The 3341-nt window shown below is 51.1% G+C and carries 2 rRNA genes; both read left to right on the plus strand.

The window, feature by feature from the left end:
• Positions 1–171 precede the first annotated feature (171 nt).
• A 23S ribosomal RNA gene (locus tag PR795_RS17985) occupies positions 172–3077 on the plus strand.
• A 142-nt stretch (positions 3078–3219) separates the two neighbouring features.
• Positions 3220–3335 (plus strand): 5S ribosomal RNA (gene rrf / locus PR795_RS17990).
• Positions 3336–3341: the final 6 nt, after the last annotated feature.

Below are 3341 nucleotides of genomic sequence, written 5' to 3' on the forward strand. Positions count from 1 at the left end.
AATTATGCTCTTTAACAATCTGGAACAAGCTGAAAATTGAAAACAACGCACATTGTTTATCGCTTAAACAATGTGAGAGTCTCTCAAAAATCTCAACGTGAAGATGTTGTCCACAGACACGAAGCCGTCGGGTTTCTTGTCGACTGACAGAAAGACACCTTCGGGTTGTGAGGTTAAGCGACTAAGCGTACACGGTGGATGCCTAGGCAATCAGAGGCGATGAAGGACGTGCTAATCTGCGATAAGCGTCGGTAAGGTGATATGAACCGTTATAACCGACGATTTCCGAATGGGGAAACCCAGTGCAATTCGTTGCACTATCGTTTGATGAATACATAGTCAAACGAGGCGAACCGAGGGAACTGAAACATCTCAGTACCTCGAGGAAAAGAAATCAACCGAGATTCCCCTAGTAGCGGCGAGCGAACGGGGAGCAGCCCAGAGTCTTAATCAGCATTAGCATCAGGAGAACGGTCTGGAAAGGCCGGCAGTAAAGGGTGATAGCCCCGTATCCGAAGGTGTTAGTGTTGTGAACTCGACGAGTAGGGCGGGACACGTGTTATCCTGTCTGAATATGGGGGGACCATCCTCCAAGGCTAAATACTCCTGATTGACCGATAGTGAACCAGTACCGTGAGGGAAAGGCGAAAAGAACCCCGGCGAGGGGAGTGAAATAGAACCTGAAACCGTGTACGTACAAGCAGTGGGAGCACCTTTGTGGTGTGACTGCGTACCTTTTGTATAATGGGTCAGCGACTTATATTCTGTAGCAAGGTTAACCGTATAGGGGAGCCGTAGGGAAACCGAGTCTTAACTGGGCGAATGAGTTGCAGGGTATAGACCCGAAACCCGGTGATCTAGCCATGGGCAGGTTGAAGGTTGGGTAACACTAACTGGAGGACCGAACCGACTAATGTTGAAAAATTAGCGGATGACTTGTGGCTGGGGGTGAAAGGCCAATCAAACCGGGAGATAGCTGGTTCTCCCCGAAAGCTATTTAGGTAGCGCCTCGTGAACTCATCTTCGGGGGTAGAGCACTGTTTCGACTAGGGGGTCATCCCGACTTACCAACTCGATGCAAACTACGAATACCGAAGAATGTTATCACGGGAGACACACGGCGGGTGCTAACGTTCGTCGTGAAGAGGGAAACAACCCAGACCGCCAGCTAAGGTCCCAAAGTCATAGTTAAGTGGGAAACGAAGTGGGAAGGCTCAGACAGCCAGGATGTTGGCTTAGAAGCAGCCATCATTTAAAGAAAGCGTAATAGCTCACTGGTCGAGTCGGCCTGCGCGGAAGATGTAACGGGGCTAAACTATGCACCGAAGCTGCGGCAGCGATATGTAAATATTGTTGGGTAGGGGAGCGTTCTGTAAGCCTGTGAAGGTGTACTGTGAGGTATGCTGGAGGTATCAGAAGTGCGAATGCTGACATAAGTAACGATAATGCGGGTGAAAAACCCGCACGCCGGAAGACCAAGGGTTCCTGTCCAACGTTAATCGGGGCAGGGTGAGTCGACCCCTAAGGCGAGGCAGAAATGCGTAGTCGATGGGCAACGGGTTAATATTCCCGTACTGGTGATAATTGCGATGGGGGGACGGAGAAGGTTAGGCTGGCCGGGCGACGGTTGTCCCGGTTTAAGGATGTAGGCAGGTGAATTAGGCAAATCCGGTTCACTATATGCTGAGGTCTGATGACGAGTCACTACGGTGGCGAAGTAGCTGATACCCTGCTTCCAGGAAAAGCCTCTAAGCTCTAGATTATCATTAATCGTACCCCAAACCGACACAGGTGGTCAGGTAGAGAATACTCAGGCGCTTGAGAGAACTCGGGTGAAGGAACTAGGCAAAATGGTGCCGTAACTTCGGGAGAAGGCACGCTGGCATTAGGTGAAGTCCCTTGCGGATGGAGCTCAAGCCAGTCGCAGATACCAGCTGGCTGCAACTGTTTATTAAAAACACAGCACTGTGCAAACACGAAAGTGGACGTATACGGTGTGACGCCTGCCCGGTGCTGGAAGGTTAATTGATGGGGTTATCCGTAAGGAGAAGCTCTTGATCGAAGCCCCAGTAAACGGCGGCCGTAACTATAACGGTCCTAAGGTAGCGAAATTCCTTGTCGGGTAAGTTCCGACCTGCACGAATGGCGTAATGATGGCCAGGCTGTCTCCACCCGAGACTCAGTGAAATTGAACTCGCTGTGAAGATGCAGTGTACCCGCGGCAAGACGGAAAGACCCCGTGAACCTTTACTATAGCTTGACACTGAACATTGAGCCTTGATGTGTAGGATAGGTGGGAGGCTTTGAAGCGTGGACGCCAGTCTGCGTGGAGCCAACCTTGAAATACCACCCTTTAATGTTTGATGTTCTAACGTTGCCCCATTATCTGGGGTGCGGACAGTGTCTGGTGGGTAGTTTGACTGGGGCGGTCTCCTCCCAAAGAGTAACGGAGGAGCACGAAGGTTGGCTAAGCATGGTCGGACATCATGCGGTTAGTGCAAAGGCATAAGCCAGCTTGACTGCGAGAGTGACGGCTCGAGCAGGTACGAAAGTAGGTCTTAGTGATCCGGTGGTTCTGAATGGAAGGGCCATCGCTCAACGGATAAAAGGTACTCCGGGGATAACAGGCTGATACCGCCCAAGAGTTCATATCGACGGCGGTGTTTGGCACCTCGATGTCGGCTCATCACATCCTGGGGCTGAAGTAGGTCCCAAGGGTACGGCTGTTCGCCGTTTAAAGTGGTACGCGAGCTGGGTTTAGAACGTCGTGAGACAGTTCGGTCCCTATCTGCCGTGGGCGTTGGAAGATTGAAAGGGGCTGCTCCTAGTACGAGAGGACCGGAGTGGACGCACCACTGGTGTTCGGGTTGTCATGCCAATGGCATTGCCCGGTAGCTAAGTGCGGAAAAGATAACCGCTGAAAGCATCTAAGCGGGAAACTTGCCTTGAGATGAGTCTTCCCTGACTCTTTAAGGGTCCTAAAGGAACGTTTAAGACTAAGACGTTGATAGGTTGGGTGTGTAAGCGTAGCGATACGTTGAGCTAACCAATACTAATGAACCGTGAGGCTTAACCTGACAACACCGAAGGTGTTTTAGAGAGATAGAGTTGATTTTCGACGAGAGTGAGAAGCCGAGAGGTGAAGGACACAGCAGCTTGTTCAAGATTGATGTTCTGGTTTAGCGAAGAAGTGGGCTAAACGGGAACAAACAGAATTTGTCTGGCGGCCATAGCGCGGTGGTCCCACCTGATCCCATGCCGAACTCAGTAGTGAAACGCCGTAGCGCCGATGGTAGTGTGGGGTCTCCCCATGTGAGAGTAGGGAACTGCCAGATATTAAA

The organism is Providencia sp. PROV209 (genome assembly GCF_028479485.1).
Taxonomy (GTDB): domain Bacteria; phylum Pseudomonadota; class Gammaproteobacteria; order Enterobacterales; family Enterobacteriaceae; genus Providencia; species Providencia alcalifaciens.